This is a genomic window from Paraburkholderia phenazinium, assembly GCF_900141745.1.
In the GTDB taxonomy this organism is placed as follows: Bacteria; Pseudomonadota; Gammaproteobacteria; order Burkholderiales; family Burkholderiaceae; genus Paraburkholderia; species Paraburkholderia phenazinium_B.
The window spans coordinates 2586481-2607322 of record NZ_FSRM01000002.1; the positions used below are offsets into that span (position 1 = coordinate 2586481).

A 20842-nucleotide genomic window follows, 5' to 3' on the forward strand; every position below is an offset into this window, starting at 1 on the left:
GGTTGAATCTGCGATGCCGTGTCAGGCATGCGCGAGCTTGCGTTCACGTTTCGACTGGCCGCGTATCAGCACCACAAGCAGCGTTGCGCCGATCAGATCGAACGCGCCGAGGCAGCCGAACAGGGGCCCGTAACCGACCGTGTCGGCCAGCGCTCCGACCACCAGCGAAAAGCTCAGGCCTCCTATCCAGGCCGCCATGCCGGCGAACCCGCTGGCAGTGCCGACCTCGTCGGAATCGAATACGTCGGCGCTCAGAGTGTTCACGAGCGCTGAGATCATCTGGTGCGCGAAACCGCCGACGCAGAATAATGCAATGGCCGTGTACGGCGATGCGACGAGGCCGATACAGGCCGGTCCGATCATCAGGAATGCGCCGAGAATCACACCCGCCACGCGCGACCAGATGAGCGGGACGCGGCAATACCGGATCAGGAACGGCGATAGATAACCGCCGAAGATGCCGCCGAGGTCGGCGGCCAGAAAGGGCAGCCACGCGAAGATCGCAATCTGCTTGAGGTCCATGTGACGTACCGTCACGAGATAAAGCGGGATCCAGAAACTGAAGGTTTGCCAGGCTGGCTCGGCGAAGAAGCGCGGCAGCGCAATGGCCCAGAAGCGGCGCGAGCCGAGGATCTCACGCACAGGGCGCTGACTGGCCGGTGCGAACTGGGTCTGACCGTCCTGGATCAACGCCAGCTCTTTTCGGGAGACGCGCGGGTGATCCGCGGGTGAACGATACAACGCGTACCAGAGTGCGGCCCAGACGAAACCGAACGCGCCGGTTGCCATGAACGCAGCCTGCCAGCCAAAGCGGAGCGACAGAAAGATCACGACCGGCGGCGCGAGCAGGGCGCCCAGCGATGTGCCGGCGTTGAAATAGCCGACGGCGACTGACTTCTCCTTGTCAGGAAACCATTCTGCGACCGCTTTCATGCCGGAGGGAATCGCGGCCGCCTCGAACAGCCCAAGCGCGCCGCGCAGGGCGCCGAGCGACAGCCAGCCGGTGGCGAACCCGTGCAGGACGCCGGTGAGCGACCACAGCGCCGCAAACAGGGCAAAGCCAAGCCGCAAGCCAATCAGGTCGACGATCAGTCCACACACCGGCTGCATGATCGTGTAACCGATCTGGAACGCGCCGACGACGTACGAATACTGTTGAGTGGTGAGCGCGAATACATGCTTCAACTCCGGCGCCAACACAGCCAATGAGTTGCGAGCCAGGTAATTCATGATCGTGCCGAGACAGACGAGCACGATGATCCACCAACGTAAGCCTTTGATTACTTTCAACGCTGTCTCCATCCTGTCATTTTTTGTCGCGACGCGGCGATCCGGTCGGTGTGTCAGCCCTTGGTTTGCCGCTGGGCTCAGCGGTCGATCTGATAGGTCATCACATGACTATCTGCCGCATTCGGTGACCAGAAAGACTATTTATCCCGAAAAATGGACAGGTTGCCGTTTTGAAGTGCACAAGTCATATGACAACCGATGTCGATGTCGCTTAGTCGTATCGTATGTTCGTAAACGAGCGCCGTCAAGCATCCCGCTGTTCGTTTGAACTCGAAATGAACAGTTTGACTGTTCGGGCCTGATTCGAGTCCGCCCTGGCGCGACTTCCGTACGTCAGACTGGAGTCGCCCCGCTGACGGAGACCACGTGGCCGGCCTTCTCACGTCAGCTCAGCGGCGCTTTTGCGCCAGATTTGCCTTCACGCTGCAAAACCGCTGGCTCGAAAGCTGGTCTACGTATTCCCGTCATCCTCGAGTTCAATCCAGCTAAACCGTCTTTCCATCCCAAATTAAATGTGGAGTCCGAAGCTTGACAGGGCTCATCCCAGAAAACAGACTGGCCCGTGCTTTGAATCAGGTCGTGCAGCCCGTGCGCCAGATCGCATGCGGCAGCCAGGTCCGGCGCCCTCCTGCATAACCCGGCGTGAGCGCCCCCGTTGATCGGGGTTGTGCTCCTTGCGCGCCTGCCCGCGGCCTGATTCTCTTTTCGTTATTACCTGATTGAGGATTGCATGAACAAGAAAACCCTTGGCATCGTTGCCGGCGCATTGATCGCAGCAGCACCGCTTGTTTCACCGGCGGCCGAAGCGTTGCCCGCGGCTTTCGAAGGCAACAGCGTGTTGCAGGCTGACGGCGTGGTGAAGGGTGTCGACCAGGTACGGCACGCCGTTACCGTGGTCGACGCGCATGGCGGCGAAGCATCCTTCACGGTCACGGATACCAGCAATCTTGCCCAGATCCATCCGGGCAGTAAGGTCCATGTCCGGATGATCCGTAGCGCGCTCGTGAGCCCGTCGCATGGCGCGCTTGCGGCACAGTCGCCGCAGAACCTCACGGCCGAGGTGGTGGCGTTCGACCGCGCTTCAGGTGTGGTCGAATTGAGGGGACCTAATGGCGACGTATTCCACATCCAGGGCCACGATCCGGTGAAGGTTGCAAACCTGCAGCCGGGGATGCACGTTGACGTGGCGTACGCGCCGCAAGTGAGCGTCGCAGTGGCGCCTGCGGCGCAGTAACGTCGGCTGTGAGGCTGGCGTAGTTACTTTGGTAGGGGTTCGCACGCGGAGCGCCTGAAAGAGCGTTCCGCGTATTTCATTTCAGCTCGGCTCGCCCGGCACCAACCGTAGCCTCGTGATTTCCGAAGGTGCTCCGAGGCGCTTCGGCGGGCCCCAATAGCCGGTACCGCGGCTCGTATAAACCCACAACCCATTGAGCCGCGCGAGCCCTGCCGTAAACGGCTGCTGCAGGCGCACGAAGAAGTTCCACGGGAAAATCTGTCCGCCGTGCGTGTGTCCCGACAACTGCAGGGTAAAACCAGCTTCGGCAGCGGCTTCCGCCGAACGCGGCTGATGCGCAAGCAGCACTTTGATCAGCACGTCGCCAGGAGCGCCTGCGAGCGCGGCAGCAGGATCGCTGTGATGGGCAGGGTCGAAATGGCCCGCGGAATAGTCAGTCACGCCTGCAATCACCGCGCGGGCGCCTTCGTGCTCCACCACCACGTGCTCGTTGAGCAGCACATGCAAGCCAAGCCGGCGAAACTCGTCGATCCACGCGTCGGCGCCGGCGTAATACTCATGATTGCCCGTGACCAGAAACGCTCCGTGGCGCGCGCTCAGACGCGACAGCGGCCGCGTGTGGTCGCGCAACTGCGGCACACCGCCGTCCACGACATCGCCGGTTACCGCGATCAGGTCAGGCTTCAGGCGGTTGACTGCGTCGACGATCGCATCCACGTAACGGCGCTTGATGGTTGGGCCAACGTGTATATCGCTGATCTGGACGATCGTGAAGCCGTCGAGCGCCTGCGGCAAATCGTCGATGGGGACATCGATCGTGACGACGCGTGCCCGCCTGCGCGCATTGAAAAAGCCGACTGCCGTGGACAGCAATGCCAGCAGCGGCACCGCCGCAGCGGAATCCATGCGCAAGCGCGCCAGTGGGATGGTGTGCGGCCAGATGGCATCGACAGTCAGCAGTGACGCCAGCACGAGATCACGCGCGAAGGTCAGCACCAGCAACGAGGAGAAAAAGCCCATCGCCAGCAAGCCGGCCCAGGCGAGCCGGTCGCCGAGAGGCTGACGTTTGATGGTCCGTGCCAGCATGCCGAGCGGTATGAGCAGGACGGATAGCACGAGCCAGAGTGCCGCAAGCCAGCGGCCGGCGTTTCCCACCGGCAGGTCGGGAATGACCCGGAAGCCGACGTAAATGTGCAGCAGGACGCCAATGCCAATAATGCGAAAAAGGAACGATAAGCGGCGCATAGGAAGGGGGTAAGGCGAATCGGGTGCCGGACGTACGCGCAAACTTGCTGGCGCGTGCGGAGAAGGTGTTCGCCGGCAAGGCAGATCATTCTACCGACATGTCGTCACGCCTGCCGACGGCGCCCAAGCCTTTTTGAATTGCGTGTGCGGTAAGCTATTCTAAGGGGGCGCGGGACCGCGCATGTTATCTCCCATTCCATGAACGATCTGTTCGACGACCTTCCCAAGCCCGACGTTGACTGGTATCCCGACTGGCTCTCGCCCGAAGCTGCGGGCCGCGCCTTGACGCAACTGATCGACGAGGTTGCGTGGAAGCAGGAATCGATGGGCACGCCAGCGGGACGCGTGGCTCTGCCGCGACTCACCGCCTGGCAGGGGGAGGCGGACGCGGTGTACGTTTACTCCGGCATTCGCAATGTGCCGCAAGCGTGGACGCCGATGGTGGCCGAGTTGAAGGCCAGCGCCGAAACGACCAGCGGATGCCGTTTCAATAGCGTGTTGATCAATCGTTACCGCAGCGGAATGGACAGCATGGGCTGGCACGCGGACCACGAACCTGAATTGGGCGCGCAACCGGTAATTGCGTCGGTGAGTCTTGGCGTGGCCCGGACCTTCGATTTGCGCCACAACAAGACGGCGGTCGTGCAGTCGTTTCAGCTCAAAGGCGGCAGCCTGCTCGTCATGCGCGGAAACACTCAGGCGGAGTGGCGCCATCGGGTGCCGAAAGAACCGCGTATCAGCGGCGAACGGATCAATCTGACGTTTCGCTGGGTGACGTCGCGCCGCTAGCGCGGCTAGTTCACTGCGGTGACCGGAATCCTGGAAACACTCACCAGACGGTCCATCACGCTACGGTTGATGATCCGCGCAGCAGCATGGAACAGGTCTCTGCGCGGCGCTGCGACGACGATCTCGTCGCAGCCGTATTGTTCTGCACAACTTGCGATAGTCGGCACCAGCGGGCCGACCCTGATTTCTACGGAATACTTAACGCCTGCGTCGTCGAGAATGCGTTTGGCGCGGCTCAGCGCGGCCTCGCCGTCGGAACCTTCGAGTGTGCGCAGCTTCGAGAGGGAATAAAAGGCTTCAAGACGCGTCGATTCGAGCGAGGGCTGCACGTTGACCAGCACGATCTCGGACGCACATCGCTCGTTGTAGAGGAACGCAGCGTGCCGCACGGCCTGTAGCGAGCGCGCCGAGCGGCTTACGGGTACCAGAAGTTTCAGCATGATCGGTTGTCCATCAGATGACCGTTGGATCTGACTGCAGACGCGCAGCAGGATCGACTAAAGCGTAGCGGCAGCCGCGTACCGGGCGTCTAAAGAATGCCCGTGAGCACATAAAAATCGCATCAAAAAATCGTGCCGAAGCGCGAACCAAGGCCGGGCTGGGCGCCATCAGGGTATGCCCGAATACGTAGTCTGATTGGCATCGCTATACCAAAATTGGTATCGAGTGTGCAAATCATATGATTGGACGCGTGTCACGCCAGCCACTACGCTTTAACACGATCCCCTGCCGCAGCCTTGCTGCAGGCGGCTACGGATCGCCAGCACAACAACGATCAGGAGACAGACATGGCGAATTCACGGCGCGTGGTATGTCGTGCGTTGGGCGCGCTTGCACTCACGGCAGGCACCGGGACATTGAGCCTCGTGGCGCGCAGCGCATATGCCCAGGACAAGACCATCACCCTCGGTTTTGCGCAGGTCGGCGCCGAGAGCGCATGGCGCACGGCGAATACCGAATCGATCAAATCGGCAGCAGCCGATGCAAAGATCAACCTCAAGTTCTCGGACGCCCAGCAGAAGCAGGAAAACCAGATCAAGGCGATGCGCTCGTATATCGCGCAGAAAGTCGATGTGATCGCCTTCTCACCGGTGGTGGAGTCGGGCTGGGAGCCCATCCTGCTCGAAGCGAAGGCCGCCAAAATTCCGGTGATCCTGACCGACCGCAACATCGACGTGAAGGACACGTCGCTTTACGTCACCATGATCGGTTCCGACTTCATGGAAGAGGGGCGGCGTGGCGGTCACTGGCTTGAAGACAACTTCAAAAGCAATCCCGGGCCCATCAATATCGCGGAACTGCAGGGAACGGTCGGATCGGCGCCGGCGAATGATCGCCATTCTGGTCTCATCGAGGTGATCAAGAACGACCCGAAATTCAAGATCATCGCCTCGCAAAGCGGCGACTTCACCTTGGCCGGCGGTAAGCAGGTCATGGAAGCCTTTATAAAAACTTATGGAAATAAAATAAATGTAGTTTATGCGCATAACGACGACATGGCGCTCGGCGCCATCCAGGCGATGGAAGAGGCCGGCCTGCATCCCGGCAAGGACATCACCGTCGTCTCGTTCGACGCGACCAAGGGCGGCTTCCAGGCAATGGCCGCGGGCAAGATGAACGTCGATGTGGAATGCAGCCCGTTGCTGGGACCGCAACTGATGTCGGCGGTGAAGGACGTGGTGGCCGGCAAGCCTTTGCCCAAGCGGATCCTGACGCAGGAAACGGTGTTCCCGATGAGCGTCGCGGCGCAGACGTTGCCGACCCGCAAGTACTGAACCGGGTCGCTGACGGCGTGACGCAGACATAACAAGTTTCTCCAGCGGTGCCTGGCCGTCCTGCTGCGTTCCACAGCAGACGGCCTCTTTTCCACCCATCGAGCGAGGTCTATGGCCCACCCGACTCCCGACTCCCCGGAACCCGTCCGCAGCCACGGCCCGGCGTTGGCGCAGCATGCCGACGCGACCGCCCAGGCGGGAGAGATTGAGCCAATTCTGGCAACGAAGGGCGTCACCAAGACGTTTCCCGGCGTGAAGGCGTTGCAGAACGTCGATTTCCGCCTGTTCCCCGGTGAAGTTCACACGCTGATGGGGCAGAACGGCGCGGGCAAGTCCACCTTGATCAACGTTCTGACGGGGGTGGTTGCGCCCGACGCGGGCGTCGTACATCTAGGCGGTCAGGCGGTGGCTTTTGCGTCTCCGCAGGAGGCTGAGGCAGCCGGCGTGCGGACGCTCTATCAGGAAGTGAATCTGTGCCCGAATCTGTCGGTGGCGGAAAACGTGTTTGCGGGCCGCCAGCCGAAACGCTTCGGCGCGATCGACTGGCGCGAAATCCGGCGTCGCGCGCAGGCGGCACTGGAGCGCCTCGATGTCTCGCTGGACGTGACCAAGTCGCTCGATGCCTATCCCATCGCCGTGCAACAGATGGTGGCCATCGCGCGGGCGATTTCGGTCGACGCGCGCGTGCTGATCCTCGACGAGCCGACCTCGAGCCTCGATGACAGCGAAGTCGCGCAGCTTTTCAAAATACTTCGGCATCTTAAGCAATCGGGCATTGCGATCCTGTTCGTGACGCACTTTCTCGAGCAGACCTACGCGATTTCCGATCGCATCACCGTGATGCGCAATGGCGAGCGCGAGGGCGAGTACCTGGCACGCGATCTGTCGGCGGACCAACTGGTCGCGAAGATGGTCGGACACGAGCGCATGAGCACGCGGCTGCGGGAAGCGGCGCACGAAGCGCCGGCAGAGAAAGAGGCGGTGCAGCCGTTCGTCGAGTTGCGCGGAGTGGGGCGTCGCGGGAGCATGCAGCCGGTCGACCTCGACGTGCAACCGGGGCAGATTCTCGGTCTCGCCGGCCTGCTCGGCTCGGGACGTACCGAAACCGCGCGCCTGCTGTTCGGCGCTGACCGCGCCGATAGCGGCACGATTAACGTGGGCGGTCGCGCCGTGCGCTTGCGTTCGCCACACGACGCCGTGGCGCTCGGTATCGGTTATTGCCCGGAAGACCGCAAGAAGGAGGGCATCGTCGCCGAACTGTCGATTCGCGAGAACATTTTGCTGGCACTGCAGGCACGGCGCGGGTGGTTCCGCAAGATCAGCGGACAGCGGGCGCGTGAGCTGGCTGACTTGTGGATCGAGCGCCTGGGCATCAAGGCATCGGACGCCGAGCAGCCCATTGGCCTGCTCTCCGGCGGCAACCAGCAAAAGGCGCTGCTGGCGCGATGGCTCGCCACCGAACCGAAGCTGTTGATTCTCGACGAGCCAACGCGAGGTATTGACGTCGCCGCGAAGTTCGACATCATGGACCGCATGTTGGCGTTATGCGCCAGCGGTCTCGCGATCCTGTTCATTTCATCGGAGGTCAGCGAGGTGCTGCGGGTGAGTCATCGGGTAGCCGTGCTGCGCGATCGCCGCAAGATTGCGGAGGTGGCGGGTAACGCGTCGAATGAGGACAACATCTATCGGCTGATTGCGGGGAGCGGCGAATGAAGATATCGAACTGGTTCACCCGCGATGGCGCTGAGCGTCCGCTGATCTGGCCGTGTGTCACCCTCGTGCTGCTTTTCGTGCTGGATTTGTGGGTCAATCCGCATTTTCTGTCGCTGCGTGTTCTTGACGGACATCTGTTCGGCGCGCCCATCGATATCCTGAATCGTGCCGCGCCGCTCGCACTGGTGGCGACAGGCATGACACTGGTGATCGCCACACGCGGCATCGATATTTCCGTGGGCGCTGTGGTGGCGATTGCCGGTGCGGCAGCGGCCACGATCCTGGCGACGCAGCCGTTTCCGAGCGCAGGGCTGATTGGCGAGGCACTGGGTGCTGCGCTTGTCGTCGGCGTGTTGAGTGGCATGTGGAACGGCATGCTGGTGTCGTTCGTCGGCATGCAGCCGATTATTGCCACCTTGATCCTGATGGTGGCTGGGCGTGGGGTCGCGCAGTTGCTGACCGGCGGCCAGATTATTCCGATCGGCGCGCCGGGCTATCTGTTCGTCGGTGGCGGCTATCTGTTGGGCGTGCCGTTTTCCGTGTGGATCGCGACCGTCGCGGTGCTGGCGACCGCGTTGCTGATCGAAGGTACGGCGTTGGGACTGTTTATTCGCGCAATCGGCGTGAATCCGGTCGCGACCCGGCTGGTAGGACTGCGATCGAAAGCGATCGTGTTTGCCGTGTACGCCTTCTCGGGGCTCACGGCGGCGGTGGCGGGCATCCTGATCAGCTCGAACGTTCGCAGTGCCGACGGTAACAACGCCGGCCTGTTGCTCGAACTCGACGCGATTCTGGCGGTGACACTGGGCGGCACTTCGCTGCTCGGTGGCCGCTTCAGTCTTGCGGGCACCGTGCTGGGCGCGCTGATCATTCAGACACTGACCTACACCACCTATTCGATCGGCGTACCGCCCGAGGCGACACTCGTCGTCAAGGCGGTAGTGGTGCTGGCGGTCAGCGTGATCCAGTCGCCCTCGGCGCGCGCGCTGGTAATGTCTCTGTTCACCCAGCGCGGGGTGGCGCGATGAAACGGCTAGTCGATATCTGGGCCCGTATCTTCGATCCGCGGACGTTGCCTATCGCTGTTACGATCCTGCTGTTCTGCGCGCTGTTTGGCTTCGGTTCGGTGATGTACACCGGCTTTTTCTCGCTGCAGGTGCTGCTCGATCTGCTGATCGACAATGCGTTCCTGCTGATCGTCGCGATCGGTATGACCTTTGTGATCATCTCGGGCGGGATCGATCTGTCGGTGGGTTCGGTGGTTGCGCTTACAACGATTGTCGAAGCGGTGCTGGCGGAACGCTTCCACCTTCCGGTCGTGGTCATTCTTGCCATCGTGCTGCTGATGGGCGCGGTATTCGGCGCCGTGCAGGGGGCGCTGATTCACTTCTTCCGTTTGCAACCGTTCATCGTGACGCTGGCCGGCATGTTCTTCGCGCGTGGTCTGTGCTTCCTGATCACGACGCAGTCGATCACCATCACGGATCCGAGCTTCAAGGCAATCTCGGCGTACCGGTTGCAAATCGGCACCGGCTCGGTGAGCGCCAATGTGCTGATCGCACTGGTGACCCTCGTCGCGGCGATCTTCGTGGCCCATTACACGCGCTTCGGCCGCAATGTTTACGCGGTGGGCGGCAATCCCCGTTCAGCACTGCTGATGGGGTTGCCTGTGGCGCGCACGCGGATCGGTGTCTATGCGCTGAGCGGATTTTGCTCGGCGCTCGGCGGCGCGGTCTTCACGTTCTATGTGCTGTCGGGCTACGGACTCCAGGGACAAGGCATGGAGCTCGACGCGATTGCGGCAACCGTGATCGGCGGCACCTTGCTGACCGGCGGGGTCGGCTATGTGATCGGTTCCTTGTTCGGCGTCGGGATACTCGGCACGATCCAGACGCTCATCACTTTCGATGGCACGCTGAGTTCCTGGTGGACCCGTATCGTGATCGGGGCGCTGTTGTGCGCGTTCTGCCTGCTGCAGCGGCTGATCGAGCGGCATGCGCGTTCGGTCCGGCGGCCTGGTGGCACCGCGGGCGCGGTGGTGGCGCCGTCTCGTGAGCGATCGCGACAGGACCCGGGCGCTACCGACTCGCACGCGGCCGGCCGCGTGGCGCGCGCGTCGCAGGAAGGTCTGGGCAAGGCGCTGTGACGTTGATGGCGCGGTACTGTGCTGCGCCTGCCCCGGCTTCCGGCGCGACCGGCGTATCCAGTGTGAAAAGTGGCACGGCGCGGCACGTGTCCCGACTAGCAGCTGCGAGCCGTTGCTAGCCGGGACACAAATGAGCGCGAGAAATCTCAAGACTGCAGTTGCCGCCCCCTGGTTTCAGGCAACGTGAGCGCAGCAAGAATCACCACCCCGTAAGCGGCGGCCGCAAACACTCCGATAGCGTGCCCGAGCGTCATGCTTTGCGACACATACCCGATCAAAAACGGAAACGTCGCGCCGACCGCTCGCCCAAAGTTGTAGCAGAAGCCTTGCCCCGAGCCGCGGATCCTGGTCGGAAAGAGCTCGGTCAGAAACGCCCCCATGCCGGAAAAAATCCCGGACGCGCAGAAGCCCAACGGGAAACCGAGCGCCAGCATGGAGAGGTTGTCGAGTGGCAGGCGTGTGTACATCAAGGCGATGCCCACCGAAGCCAGCGCGAAGGCGATAAAAGCCCGCTTGCGGCCGATCGCATCACTGATATACGCGCCCGCCAGATACCCGCAATAGGAGCCGACGATCACGACGCCCAGATAACTGCCGGTGCCGATCACGCTCAGATGGCGTTCGGTCTTCAGATACGTCGGCAGCCAGGTCGTTACAGCGTAGTAGCCCCCTTGTACGCCTGTTGCAAGGATCGAAGCACGCAAAGTAGTCCAGACGATGTCGGCGCGAAAGATGTCGAGCAGGGACGGCCGCGACTGTGCATTGGCTTCGATCTGCTTCTGTTGCCGATGCACCTCCGGCTCGTCGACGAAGCGGCGAATCCAGATGACAAACGGCGCCGGCGCAATACCAATCGCAAACAGGACGCGCCAGGCGTAGTCTGCGGGGACAAGCGAGAACACCAGCGTGAAGAGCAAGGTGGACAGTCCCCAGCCGATTGCCCAGCCGGCCTGCACGAGGCCGACCGCCTTGCCGCGGTCGCGTGGCCGGATTACTTCGCCGATCAGCACCGCCCCCGCCGTCCATTCGCCGCCGAAGCCAAGCCCCATCAGGCCGCGCGCCCACAATAGCTGCGAGAAGTTCTGCGCCAGCGCACACGCCAAAGTAAAGATCGCAAACCAGAGGATCGTGATTTGCAGCGTCTTGACCCTTCCGATGCGGTCCGACAACACGCCTGCCGCCCAGCCACCGATCGCCGAACTGAGCAACGTCACCGTGCCGATCAGACCTGCCGCGCCGCGCGTAATACCCCAGCTTGCGATCAACGTAGGAATCACGAAGCTCAGAAACTGCGTATCCATGGCATCGAGCACGTAGCCGATCTTGCAGCTCCAGAACGCGCGCTTCTCGCTCGCGGAGATCGTTCGATACCACGAGAACGGACCTTTGGTGCGTTCATCGTAATGGCCAGTCTCGGCCGTCAACGGCGCTTTGCTTTCCATGCTTAACCTCCGGATCGTAGTCAGTGCCGTGTCTGGTTGCGCGGGCTTGTATTGGATGAGAAGACGCTGGCGCAGCGCACGCTCAGAGAATGGCGAGCCGTGCGTTGGGGATATCGGTGATCAGCATGTGGCCTGGTTTGTGTGCGATTGCGAACGGCAGACGTGCGCTTTCAATGGCCGCCTGTGGTGTCACACCGCAGGCCCAGAACACCGGCAACTCGTCGCTGTGGATATCGACTGCATCGCCGAAATCCGGTCGCGACAGATCGCGGATACCGATCAACGACGGATCGCCCAGATGCACCGGTGCCCCATGCACGCCTGGAAAACGGCTCGTGATCTGGATGGCGCGAATCGCGTCGGCAGCCTTCATCGGACGCATCGACACCACGCGGCGACCGCCGAACACACCGGCCGGCACATTCGCTTCGCTGGTGCGGTACATCGGCACATTGCGTTTCTGCTCGATATGTCGCAACCCGATGCCTTCGCGCTTGAGCATTTCCTCGAACGAAAACGAACAGCCAATCGCAAACACCACCAGGTCGTCGCGCCACAGTTCGTTCAGGCTGCGCACTTCCTCGGCGCGTTCGCCGTGACGGTAGACGTAGAAGGCCGGCACGTCATTGCGGACGTCGAGATCGGCACCGAGCGCAGGCACGCGCCATTCGCCGGGTTCGCCCATACCGAGCAATGGACACGCTTTTGGATTGAATGTGCAGAACCGCAGGAAATCGTCTGCATATTGACGCGGCAGGATCGCGAGATTGGCTTGCGCAAAATCGCCGCAATAGCCGGCAGTCGGCCCGCAGATGCGGCGGCTACGCACCTGCTGGCGGAATTCGGACGGGGTGATGGTCATAAACAAAGCTCGCTTCGGATAACGGATGCGAACTAGAGTAGTCGCGCCGAAAATATCCCTCTAGCGAGATTTTTTTGCTTTTCGTTAAATTAAACTTAACGGTGGAGAAGGGACTTCGTGCCATTCTCTTCCGCTATTTCCTCGCTTTCCGCCCGAGATGCTGCCGTGAATACACGTTTTGTGGAAACCTTTCTGACGCTCGCGCGCCTTGGCAGTTTTCGCGCCACGGCCACTGCGATGCACGCGACACCCGCTGCGATCTCATTGCGCATCAAGACACTCGAGGCCGAATTAGGCGTCGAGTTGATCGAGCGTAGCGCTACAGAGTTCCAATTGACGCCTGACGGCGAGCGGCTGCTCACTCACGCGCGTTCTGTCGTGCAGGCGACGCGTTCGCTGCAACTCGCCGCACAGGACGACGCGCAAATCGCAACGCGACTGCGCCTTGGTGTGATCGAAACGGTCGTGCATAGCTGGCTGCCTGACTATGTGCGCATGCTGAACGACGAACACAGCGGCATCGTGGTCGACCTGACCGTCGACGTGAGTGCGGTGCTGGCGCCCCGGTTGCGGGCCGGAGAACTTGATCTGGTGTTGCAAGTGGAGGGCGACGGCGACCCCTCTGTGATTTCGACCGCGCTGGCGAGCTATCCAGTGCGTTGGATCGCGAGGCGCGACCTGATCCCGGCAAGCCGCACGAAGCATGTTCAAACCGTGCTGCGCAAACCAGTGCTGACTTTTGGCCGGGGCACTGCGCCGCAGATTGCGGTCGAGGGCATCGTCAGTGCATTGGCGCGACGGGCGGGCGCGCCGCTGGAAGAAACCAACGTCACGTGCATGCCTTCGGTGGCCGTCATCGTGCAGTTGCTGCGAGACGGCTATGGCGTGGCAGCAGTGCCGGCACTGTTTGTCGAACCTTTGCTGCAAAGTGGAGAGCTTGGAGAGCTTCAGGTGCGCCCGCTGCCTCCGCCTATCGTCGTGGCTATGTGTTATCGCGACGATGCTGCCGTGGGCGTGCTGGCGGCAGCGCGGGTAGCGCGTAACGCGTGCGACGCATACGCCAATACGATGGGGCGGCAGTTGATCCAGCGACGCTAACGTAGCGCGCCATGGGCGCATGGTAGTGCGTTTTGGCCTATGCCATTTGCCGTGCTATCATGTAATTACATTGTGTTTACTTTCATCAGTTTACCCCGTAGCATTTCACTTCAGTTCAGGTGACGCCATGAAGACGACAATCCGCAGAATGGGCAACTCCCATGGCGTACTGATTCCGAAACCTATCTTGACCCAATTGGGACTGGAGGACGAAGTGGATATGCAAATAGAAGGGAACACATTAGTGTTGCGGCGCCCGCAGAGCGCCCGTGCGGGTTGGGCAGAGGCAAGCCGGTCGGTGGCGGCCGCCGGGAGCGACGAGCTCGTGATGGGTGAGTTTCCGAACGCGGACGACGCGGGGCTTGTGTGGTAGCGCGCGGCGAAGTCTGGCTGGTCGCGCTCGATCCTACGATAGGCAGTGAGATTCAGAAAACGCGACCGTGCGTTGTCGTCTCGCCACCGGAGTTGCACGATCATTTGCGCACCGTCATCGTTGCGCCCATGACCACCGCGGGCAAAGCAGCGCCGTTTCGCGTGCCGCTGACTTTCTTGCGCAAGAAGGGTTTGATTCTGCTTGACCAGATCCGAACGGTCGACAAGACGCGGTTGATAAAAAAGGCAGGGGCTGTATCGGATCTCGCGTTGTCCAACGCGCTGTCGACGCTGCAGGAAATCTTCGCTGAGTGAGACGGCGCTAGGGTAGTGCAGCGTTGCAACGGACATAGCTGCTCTTGACGTGTTGCAATCTTTCGCGTCCGCGCTGTGACGAGCTGCTGCAGCAGTTTCGTTTAACGTGCGCCCGAGACAGACGTAACGCGTCGACGCACGGTCGCCACCCACTGGTCCGGCGAAATACTGCTCAAAGCGATCGCCTTCGCTTGCGGCCACTGTTCACGAACAATGTCAGTTAACACCTGACCGGGCGGAGCTTCAACCACCACCTGCGCACCCATTTCAAGCATCACCGTCAGCGCGTCGAACCAGCGCACGGTGTAACGCATATTCGTCGCGAGATCGTCGCGGATTGCCTCCGCGGTATGCAACGGCCGGCCACCTCGATTGCCCACGTAGACACTTTTTGGTGCCTGAAACGGCACATTCCGTGCGTAGTCGACCAATGCATCGGCGGCTTCCCCGAGCAATTCGCAATGCGAAGGAACGCTCACCGCCAGACGTGTTGCTTTGCGCGCACCGGCGGCAAGTGCGCGTTCAATCAGGGCATCGAGTGCGGCGTCCGCGCCAGCCATAACGATCTGTCTGGGCGCATTGACATTGCCAATATAGACCTGCGGCAGGCCGTCCTTCGTCTGATTTGCTGCGAGAGTTTCCAATTGCCGTTCGGTCAGACCGGAGATAGCGGCGAGTCCGTAGCCTGACGGATAGGCGGTCTCCATCAACTCGGCTCGCTTGTGAACCATGCGCAGCGCATCGGGAAACGCAAGCGCGCCGCAACTGACCGCTGCGGCATAAGCGCCTACGGAAAGACCGGCGCTGATATCGGGGGACAATTGTGCGTCGGCCAGCACGCGAGAGGCGGCAACGCCTGCCACTACGAGTCCCACCTGAACCGCCACGGTGGAGCGTAGCGCGTCGGGTGTGTCGAGCGTTAGCACGTCGATGCCTAGCACCTGTGAAGCTTCATCGATCGTCGCGGTGACGACAGGGTGCTGCGGCAATCGATGCAGGAAGCCTGCCGATTGCGCACCTTGGCCGGGGAACTGATAGGCGAGCGTCATGCTTGCGGAGGCGGCACCGCCCACGGATCGCTAACCAACCGCGGCCCCTGAGCATGGCGCACCATCACACGTGCCTTGCCGGCTGCCCACTCCGCGAGAGCAATTCCGCCCGAGGGAGTTTCCAACTGGACATCGACGCGTATTCCAGCGTGCCGCGCGAACGATTCGAGTTCGCTCAGCAGTTGCGCGGCACGCTCGCGGGAGAGTTTCTGTGCCGTACGGATCAACAGGTCGAGATCGCTCGTAGCTGTGACAGTGGGCGTGCCGGTAGCAAGCTCGAAGCCTGCGCTTCCGGTGGGTCCCCAGGAGAATGCGCGAAACGATTGCGCTTCGTCACGCACGCTGTAAAGCATCGCGAACGCGGGTAGCGCAAGACGTTCCATATCAAGCTGGGAACTCGCACCCAGGAGATCTTCGGGGGCGATCACGGCCTCGATATCATCGGCCTGCGCCCATGTACCGTACCGTTGCGCGCGACCGTTACCGCGCATTCCAACCGCGATGAAACCGGGCGCGGCCGACGCGCGTCTGACCACCGCAAAAGGCGCGTGCGCGAAAGCGGCGCGAACCCAGTCCGGTTCGCCATCGTATGAGGGCAAACGTCGCAGGCGCAGCAGGTCGTGTGGCCGCCAGCGCGTATCGGAAGGGTGTCGTGCAGTGGCGCCATCCACCCCGCCAGAGGCCGCCGCACCAACCTGCGCGGCAAACGCAGTATCAAACGGCGGTGCCGCGCACGTCCGCATTACGCTGCGTCCCACTGTTCCGTCAGCCGCCGCCGCACTTCAATCGAAGCCGCACGGTTCTGCTTCGCAGCGTCCGATTGCAGTCTGTGCGACAGACCGCGGACGTCGTCGCGCGCGCTACGGATCGAATTGCTCAGCACCTGACGCACCTGATCGATCTGCGCGTCGCTCGGCGTATCGGCGTCGACGCCTTTGATCAGTTCGTCAAGCAGACCGAGTTTGGCGAACGAAGCCATCGAATACGACATCGGCACGATCGTTTCGCCCAATGCTTCGAGGGCTTCGACCGTACGGCGCGTGACGCGGGCAGCCGCTTCCTTGCCCATCGCGTGCACCATCGTGCCGGGCGCATCGAGTGCGACGATCCGGTTGGCCTGGTAGCCATGCGCGAGGAACGCGCCCGACATGGCCGGTCCGACAATCAGCGCGACCACAGGATGACCGGCGTCGCGTGCCGATGCGTAAGCATCGACCGCCGACGCACAGGCAAGATGAAGCCCCAGCGTCTCTTCCCGGTAGCCATAGGCCTGGCTCTTGACATCGACGATCGCGACGATAGGCCGGCGCGTGCCGCTTTGCGCATCGTCGGCGATCGCCTTGCGCACCGCGCGGGCGAGCTTCCAACCTTGTTCGAGGCCGACGACGTTATCGGTAGCACGCGGAAAGCGGTTCTGCGGGTCGGGCACCACGGCAAAAAAGTGCGCGGTTTCGTTGCCGAGCGCAGCGGTGCCGCCCCACACCGGAGCGGGGCTGGACGGTTCGCCAGCGAGCGCCCGGAACCAGCGGGCCCCGCGGGTCAGTGAGGTATCGTTCACGCTTCCTCCTTCGAGGACTGAATTGCGGTGTTCGCATGAAACACGGTCCGCATGGTTTCGGGGGTGACGTTGGCCGGATCGACCTCCGCGAGCCGCGCGAGATAGGTGTCGACCTGTTCGCTACGATGCGCGGCCGGTACGCCCAGTTCGAAGGCGCGCTGCACGGCGGCGCGCACGGCATCGGGGTCATCCTCGACGAGCGCATCTGCGAAGCCCGTCAAAGCCCGCTGCTCGCCGCCGATCAACTGCCACACATGACGGCGGTCGCTGGAATCGAGTTCCTCGATACCGGCTTCCTGCTCGATCACTTCGGGTCCGTTCATCCCAAGCCGTCCTTGCTTCGTGACGACCAGATAGGAGCACAGCGCGGCTGCGAGCGACATGCCGCCGAAGCAACCCACCATCCCCGTGATGACGCCGACCACCGGCACATGCCGGCGCAGCGCGACGATCGCCGCCTGCATCTCGGCGATCACGGCGAGGCCCAGATTGGCTTCCTGCAGGCGCACGCCGCCGGTTTCGAACAGCACCACGGGGCGCACCGGTTTGCCGCGTTCGCAGTCACGCAACGCGAGTTCGAGCGCCGCGGCGATCTTGCTGCCTGACACCTCGCCGATGCTGCCGCCTTGAAACGCCGACTCGATCGCGGCCACCACGGCGGGTTCGCCGTCGATCGTACCGCGTGCGATCACACAGCCGTCGTCGGCCTGGCAGACGATGCCTTGCAGCGGCAGCCACGGCGACTCGATCCGGTCGAACGGTCCTAGCAGTTCGCGAAACGTGCCGGCGTCGAGCAACGCACGGGCGCGCTCGCGTGCGGACAGTTCGATGAAGCTGTCGTGCAGCACGGGCGCTGCTTGAGGAGTGGCAACGGTGCTCATGCTTCACCTCCCTGTTCTGCTTCTTCGACCGCTTCGGCGAGCCGCAACGCCACCACGCCGGGCGTCGCGCCGAAGTCGTTGATCTCGATCTGCGCAGCGCCGTCGTAGCGCGTGAAGAAGCGGTCGAGCACGCTCTTCCAGATATGTCCGTAGCCGTCGACGCTGGTGCGCACGATCACGTGCGCAGTCATTGCGGAGGCTGGCGACAACAGCACTTCGAGGTCGCCTGAGCCGACTACGCCGACGTGCGCGCGGGCCGTCACGGCGCGTTGCGCCGGATAATCGAAGGTCAGATTTTCCATGAGGATTGGCTCCCGCCGGTGCTGTGATGCACCAGCTTGTCGATGAAAAGGGTGGCGGCGAGCAGATCGGCTGCGCCGCCGGGGGATGCATTGAGCGTGAGCAGCGCGCGGTCGAGCTCATAAAGCGCGGCCCGACCCGCGACGCTGGCGCTGCCGCCGAGTTCGAGCACCCGGCGCGCGCCTTGCTGGCCGGCGCGCAATCCGGGCAGGCCGGCGCGATGCAACAGGCACGTGTCGTCGAGCGAGGTCATGATCGTTAGCAGTGCGTCAAGCCGCGCTGATTCTTCGCTCACGCCATTGGCGCGGGCTGCCAGCAGCGCGGGAAGACCGATTGCCATGACGTGTGGAAAGCCATCCTGCGCTTCGCGACGAGCACCGCCCACCTGGTAGCGTTGGCGCGCACGCTCGCCGTTGCTATCGGCAACTGCAGCGAAGCGATCGGGAAAGCAGGCAATCTGCGCGGCAAGCTTGCAGACTTTTACCGCGTGCGAGACACGGGTCGCTGAGGGCGCGTGTGCGTGGCAGTGACCTTCGGAGTTCGAATGAATTGAATCGCTCGCATGGTTTGTAGCGGCTTGCGCGTCGCGTTGCGCAAGTGCTGCGCCCGCGACCAGCAGTCCGACGATCCAGATGGCGCCACGATGCGCATTGCTGCCGCCGGTGGCCCGCATCATCTCGCGTTCCCCAGTGCGGCCGATCTGCGCCAATTCTGCGCGCAAGGTAGCGGATGGCTCGCTGTGCCGCGCGGCGCGCGCTAGCGCAACGAACGTCGGCTCGAGTGCATGAGCGGAGCGCAGCATGATGTCCAGATCGAGATCGCGGTGCGCGCCGCTGCCGCGCTGATCTACCAGCGCGGGCTTGGGCGTCAGTTGCGCCTCTTCGATCAGCGCAGTGACGGCTAGCTGCGCCAACAGTGCGTCGGCTTCAAAGCTGCCTGAAACGCTTTCCGGTGTACGGAGTGATGGCGCCGTCGCGCGTGTTGTGCGCGTACCGACCGGCGACGCTTCAGTCCCGGACAGAAGCAGGCCAGAACCGCTCGAGATTCGCGCAGCCGTCACCGGCATTACCGCAGGCGTGGCCATGATTACCAGCTCCGGAATTGCGCCGGCGGCACATACAGACCGCCCGACCATGTCACCAGATCGTCGATGCTGCGCGCGGCCAGCAACGAGCGCTTCGCTTCACCGCGGCGGATGCCGAGATCCTCGGGATACGCGACGATGCCGCGCCGGCGCAGCTCCGCTGTTTTTTCCGGCTTCGCGCGCAAGCCGATTGGCGTGACGCCGGCTACCGCAGCAAGTGCCGCGCGCCGTTCGTCGATCCCTTCGGCCTTGTGCAAGTGGGCGATGCCTTCCTCAGTGACCACGTGGCTGACGTCGTCGCCGTAGATCATCACTGGGGCGATAGGCATGCCGCTCTTCGCGCCGACTGCAACCGCATCGAGCTCATCGACGAAGGTCGGCTCGCCGCCTTTCTTGTACGTCTCGGCAAGCTGCACGACCAGCTTCTGACCGCGGGAGACCGGTCCTTGATCCTTGAGAAGCTTGAGCCACGCTTCGCTCGAATGACGCCGTCCGCGCGGATCGTGTCCCATGTTCGGGGCGCCGCCAAAACCAGCGAGCCGCCCACGCGTGACCGTCGACGAGTTCGCATCCGCGTCGATCTGCAGCGTGGAGCCGATAAACAGGTCGACGCCGTATTGCCCCGCCAACTGGCACAACACGCGGTTCGAACGCAGACTGCCGTCGCGTCCGGTGAAGAACACGTCGGGGCGTGCCTCGATGTACTGCTCCATGCCCACTTCGCTACCAAAGCAATGCACGCTTTCGACCCAGCCGGATTCGATGGCCGGAATCAAGGTGGGATGGGGATTGAGCGTCCAGTTGCGGCAAATCTTGCCCTTCAGCCCGAGCGACTCGCCATAGGTGGGCAACAACAGTTCGATGGCCGCCGTATCGAAGCCGATGCCGTGATTCAGCGCGGTCACACCGTACGCCTCGTAGATGCCGCGAATTACCATCATCGCGGTCAGCACCTGCAGGTCGCCGATGTGGCGCGGATCGCGCGTAAACAGCGGCTCCACTGCGAAGGGCCGGTCGGCCTGCACGACCACGTCGACCCACGAGCCGGGAATGTCGACGCGTGGCAATTCATCGACGATTTCGTTCACCTGAACAATCACGATGCCGTGCCGGAACGCAGCGGCTTCTGCGATGGTGGGCGTGTCTTCGGTGTTCGCCCCGGTGTAGAGATTGCCGTGACGGTCCGCTTTTTCTGCGCACAACAGCGCAACGTTCGGCGTCAGCTCCACGAACATCCGTGCGTACAGCTCGACGTAGGTGTGGATCGCGCCGATTTCGAGCTGGCCATCTTCCAGTAGTTGCGCGACGCGCAGGCTCTGCGGCCCCGCGAAGGCGAAGTCGACCTTGTGCGCGATGCCGCGCTCGAACAGCGTCAGATGCTCGGGCCGGCTGATGCTCGAAATCAGCAGATGGACGTCGCGGACCTTTTGCGGATCCACCTTCGCGAACGAGCGCGACAGAAAATCGGCCTGCTTCTGATTGTCGCCTTCGAGCGCAACGCGGTCGCCTGGGCGGATCAGTGTTTCCAGCGCATCGACGATGCGCTCGCTGCGCAACACGCCGTCTTCGAGCCACGGCGCAATGGCGGCGAGGCGGCGCGCTTTCTCGTCGCGCATGGTGGTCCAGGACCGTGCTGCCGGTGCGGCGGCGGAGCGGGGGGATGGTTGGGCTTGTTGATTCATCGGCGGA

General features: G+C 62.6%; 21 protein-coding genes. 9 read left to right on the forward strand and 12 right to left on the reverse strand.

Translation table 11 applies throughout. The features are described from left to right. Nucleotides 1-21: 21 nt before the first annotated feature. On the reverse strand, nt 22-1290 hold the full coding sequence (locus BUS06_RS31440; RefSeq protein ID WP_074268213.1) for an MFS transporter: 1269 nt from the start codon (nt 1288-1290) through the stop codon (nt 22-24). 730 nt (nt 1291-2020) lie between these two features. Here BUS06_RS31440 and BUS06_RS31445 point away from each other — a divergent pair. Next, nucleotides 2021-2524 carry a hypothetical protein gene (locus tag BUS06_RS31445; protein ID WP_074268214.1) on the forward strand — a complete coding sequence of 168 codons (504 nt, stop codon included), beginning with the start codon at nt 2021-2023 and terminating at the stop codon, nt 2522-2524. 81 nt (nt 2525-2605) lie between these two features. On the opposite strand, the gene BUS06_RS31450 is transcribed toward BUS06_RS31445, so the two are convergent. Continuing rightward, complete coding sequence (locus tag BUS06_RS31450; RefSeq protein ID WP_074268215.1) at nt 2606-3769, reverse strand: metallophosphoesterase; 1164 nt, start codon at nt 3767-3769, stop codon at nt 2606-2608. A gap of 198 nt (nt 3770-3967) precedes the next feature. Here BUS06_RS31450 and BUS06_RS31455 point away from each other — a divergent pair, with 198 nt between their 5' ends. Beyond that, on the forward strand, nt 3968-4558 hold the full coding sequence (locus BUS06_RS31455; protein WP_074268216.1) for an alpha-ketoglutarate-dependent dioxygenase AlkB family protein: 591 nt from the start codon (nt 3968-3970) through the stop codon (nt 4556-4558). A 5-nt stretch (nt 4559-4563) separates the two neighbouring features. Here the strand turns inward: BUS06_RS31455 and BUS06_RS31460 are convergent, their stop codons facing one another. After that, nucleotides 4564-4998 (reverse strand): universal stress protein, encoded by a 435-nt coding sequence (locus tag BUS06_RS31460; protein ID WP_074268217.1) that lies wholly within the window; start codon nt 4996-4998, stop codon nt 4564-4566. Nucleotides 4999-5346: 348 nt separating this feature from the next. Between BUS06_RS31460 and BUS06_RS31465 the strand changes: the two genes are divergently transcribed. From BUS06_RS31465 to yjfF, 4 genes are all read left to right on the forward strand, one after another. Then, on the forward strand, nt 5347-6333 hold the full coding sequence (locus tag BUS06_RS31465) for an ABC transporter substrate-binding protein (RefSeq protein ID WP_074268218.1): 987 nt from the start codon (nt 5347-5349) through the stop codon (nt 6331-6333). 111 nt (nt 6334-6444) lie between these two features. Further along, nucleotides 6445-8046 carry a sugar ABC transporter ATP-binding protein gene (locus tag BUS06_RS31470; protein ID WP_074268219.1) on the forward strand — a complete coding sequence of 534 codons (1602 nt, stop codon included), beginning with the start codon at nt 6445-6447 and terminating at the stop codon, nt 8044-8046. Beyond that, nucleotides 8043-9074 carry an ABC transporter permease gene (locus tag BUS06_RS31475; RefSeq protein WP_074268220.1) on the forward strand — a complete coding sequence of 344 codons (1032 nt, stop codon included), beginning with the start codon at nt 8043-8045 and terminating at the stop codon, nt 9072-9074. The genes BUS06_RS31470 and BUS06_RS31475 overlap by 4 nt, the downstream gene beginning before the upstream one ends. Then, nucleotides 9071-10192, forward strand: a complete 1122-nt coding sequence (gene yjfF / locus BUS06_RS31480) for a galactofuranose ABC transporter, permease protein YjfF (protein WP_074268221.1) — start codon at nt 9071-9073, stop codon at nt 10190-10192. Before BUS06_RS31475 ends, yjfF begins: the two co-directional genes overlap by 4 nt. Nucleotides 10193-10338: 146 nt before the next feature. Here the strand turns inward: yjfF and BUS06_RS31485 are convergent, their stop codons facing one another. Then, nucleotides 10339-11634, reverse strand: a complete 1296-nt coding sequence (locus BUS06_RS31485) for an MFS transporter (protein ID WP_074268222.1) — start codon at nt 11632-11634, stop codon at nt 10339-10341. Between the two features lie 82 nt (nt 11635-11716). Further along, entirely contained in the window at nt 11717-12490 is a 774-nt protein-coding gene (locus BUS06_RS31490) for a putative hydro-lyase (RefSeq protein WP_074269406.1), read from the reverse strand. Between the two features lie 171 nt (nt 12491-12661). On the opposite strand from BUS06_RS31490, the gene BUS06_RS31495 reads away from it, so the two are divergent. The 3 genes from BUS06_RS31495 (at nt 12662) to BUS06_RS31505 (ending at nt 14281) form a co-directional block, all read left to right on the forward strand. Next, nucleotides 12662-13594, forward strand: a complete 933-nt coding sequence (locus BUS06_RS31495) for a LysR family transcriptional regulator (protein WP_074268223.1) — start codon at nt 12662-12664, stop codon at nt 13592-13594. Nucleotides 13595-13721: 127 nt separating this feature from the next. After that, nucleotides 13722-13967: an AbrB/MazE/SpoVT family DNA-binding domain-containing protein gene (locus BUS06_RS31500; RefSeq protein ID WP_074268224.1), complete on the forward strand. Its 246-nt coding sequence runs from the start codon at nt 13722-13724 to the stop codon at nt 13965-13967. Then, on the forward strand, nt 13961-14281 hold the full coding sequence (locus BUS06_RS31505; RefSeq protein WP_074268225.1) for a type II toxin-antitoxin system PemK/MazF family toxin: 321 nt from the start codon (nt 13961-13963) through the stop codon (nt 14279-14281). The genes BUS06_RS31500 and BUS06_RS31505 overlap by 7 nt, the downstream gene beginning before the upstream one ends. Before the next feature lie 101 nt (nt 14282-14382). Here the strand turns inward: BUS06_RS31505 and mdcH are convergent, their stop codons facing one another. Genes mdcH through mdcA form a run of 7 tightly spaced genes read right to left on the reverse strand, consistent with a single transcriptional unit; the run spans nt 14383 to nt 20835 of the window. After that, nucleotides 14383-15330, reverse strand: a complete 948-nt coding sequence (gene mdcH, locus BUS06_RS31510; protein WP_074268226.1) for a malonate decarboxylase subunit epsilon — start codon at nt 15328-15330, stop codon at nt 14383-14385. Next, nucleotides 15327-16073, reverse strand: coding sequence for a malonate decarboxylase holo-ACP synthase (locus tag BUS06_RS31515; RefSeq protein ID WP_074268227.1), 747 nt, complete (start codon nt 16071-16073; stop codon nt 15327-15329). The genes mdcH and BUS06_RS31515 overlap by 4 nt, the downstream gene beginning before the upstream one ends. Beyond that, on the reverse strand, nt 16073-16888 hold the full coding sequence (mdcE, locus tag BUS06_RS31520) for a biotin-independent malonate decarboxylase subunit gamma (protein WP_074268228.1): 816 nt from the start codon (nt 16886-16888) through the stop codon (nt 16073-16075). Before mdcE ends, BUS06_RS31515 begins: the two co-directional genes overlap by 1 nt. Then, nucleotides 16885-17769, reverse strand: coding sequence for a biotin-independent malonate decarboxylase subunit beta (locus tag BUS06_RS31525; RefSeq protein WP_074268229.1), 885 nt, complete (start codon nt 17767-17769; stop codon nt 16885-16887). The genes mdcE and BUS06_RS31525 overlap by 4 nt, the downstream gene beginning before the upstream one ends. Then, a complete protein-coding gene (locus tag BUS06_RS31530; protein WP_074268230.1) occupies nt 17766-18071 on the reverse strand; it encodes a malonate decarboxylase subunit delta in 306 nt (101 codons plus the stop codon). The genes BUS06_RS31525 and BUS06_RS31530 overlap by 4 nt, the downstream gene beginning before the upstream one ends. Further along, on the reverse strand, nt 18059-19153 hold the full coding sequence (locus tag BUS06_RS31535; RefSeq protein WP_254369015.1) for a triphosphoribosyl-dephospho-CoA synthase: 1095 nt from the start codon (nt 19151-19153) through the stop codon (nt 18059-18061). The genes BUS06_RS31530 and BUS06_RS31535 overlap by 13 nt, the downstream gene beginning before the upstream one ends. A 2-nt stretch (nt 19154-19155) precedes the next feature. After that, the gene (gene mdcA, locus BUS06_RS31540; RefSeq protein WP_074268232.1) at nt 19156-20835 is read right to left on the reverse strand and encodes a malonate decarboxylase subunit alpha; all 1680 of its coding nucleotides are present in this window, start codon (nt 20833-20835) and stop codon (nt 19156-19158) included. Nucleotides 20836-20842: the final 7 nt, after the last annotated feature.